General features: G+C 55.3%; 1 protein-coding gene. It reads left to right on the forward strand.

The window, feature by feature from the left end; all coding sequences use genetic code 11:
- Positions 1-140: 140 nt before the first annotated feature.
- The gene (locus B7G52_RS23070) at positions 141-1,310 is read left to right on the forward strand and encodes an IS4 family transposase (protein WP_096699987.1); all 1,170 of its coding nucleotides are present in this window, start codon (positions 141-143) and stop codon (positions 1,308-1,310) included.
- The last annotated feature ends 21 nt before the right edge of the window (positions 1,311-1,331 follow it).

The following is a 1,331-nucleotide window of genomic DNA, read 5'->3' on the forward strand; positions in this document are numbered from 1 at the left end:
TCAGTAGTGTCCCAACGTTTGCACACCAGGACGTCGTAAGTTAATGATTTACTTGTTGAATTTGGCATTTCAGTCTGGTCTCGATTTGAACGTCGAAAGTCAGACTGTCGGTTTTTTGCGGATTTCCGCCCAAAACCGCCATGCACCAAGGCAAGCTCGTATTTGCGCAACTCATGCTCTACCTGCCACTGAGCACGTTTCGCCGCTGTGTGGCCGACCACCGAGGCGAGCACAAGGTCAAGGACTTCTCTTGCCTGGACCAGTTCTTCGCCATGGCCTTCGCCCAGTTGACCTACCGCGAGTCCTTGCGCGACATCGAAGTCAACCTGCGCGCTCAGGCTCGACGGCTGTACCACATGGGGTTTCGCTGCCAGACGATTTCGCGCAACACGCTGGCCAATGCGAACGCCACGCGCCCATGGCAAATCTACGCCGACTTTGCTCAGCACCTGATTGCCCTTGCACGCCCGCTGTACGCCACGGAGCCCTTTGGCTTGGCGCTCGACGCGGCGGTTTATGCGTTCGACGCCAGCACCATCGATCTTTGTCTGTCGGTGTTTGCGTGGGCTCCGTTTCGCTCGACCAAGGCCGCCATCAAGCTGCACACGCTGCTGGACTTGAGAGGCAACATCCCCAGTTTCATTCACATCACCGACGGCAAGACGCACGAGGTCAATGTGTTGGACGATCTGGTGCTGGAGCCGGGGGCGTTCTACTTGATGGATCGGGGCTATCTGGATTTTTCCCGCCTGTTCGTGATTCACGAGGCCAAGGCCTTCTTTGTGACTCGCGCCAAGAGCAACCCCAAATTCAAACGGCGCTACTCGCATCCGGTGGACCGGATCAATACGACGGTGATCTGCGATCAGACGGGCGTTCTGACGACCTATCTTTCGAGCAAGGATTACCCCACGACGCTGCGCCGGGTGGTGGCCAAAGACGACAAGGGAAAACGCCTGGTGTTTCTGACCAACAACTTCACCTTGAAGCCAGAGTTGATTGCCGATCTGTACCGCCAGCGCTGGCAGGTGGAATTGTTCTTCAAGTGGATCAAGCAACACCTGCGCATCAAGGTGTTCTTCGGCACCAGCGAGAACGCGGTGAAGACGCAGATCTGGATTGCCATATCGACCTACTTGCTGATTGCCATTGCGAAGAAGCGTTTGCATCTTGACCATCACAGCCTGTATGAAATCCTACAGATCTTGAACCTGTCCATGTTTGAAACTATCCCTATAAATCAACTACTTACGCCACCATCGCCGGATTCAGACCCGGATTTCGAGCCCGATCAGCTCGCTCTCCTCTGAAGAACGTTGGGACACTACTGA

The organism is Polaromonas sp. AER18D-145 (genome assembly GCF_002379095.1).
Classification (GTDB): Bacteria; Pseudomonadota; Gammaproteobacteria; order Burkholderiales; family Burkholderiaceae_C; genus Polaromonas.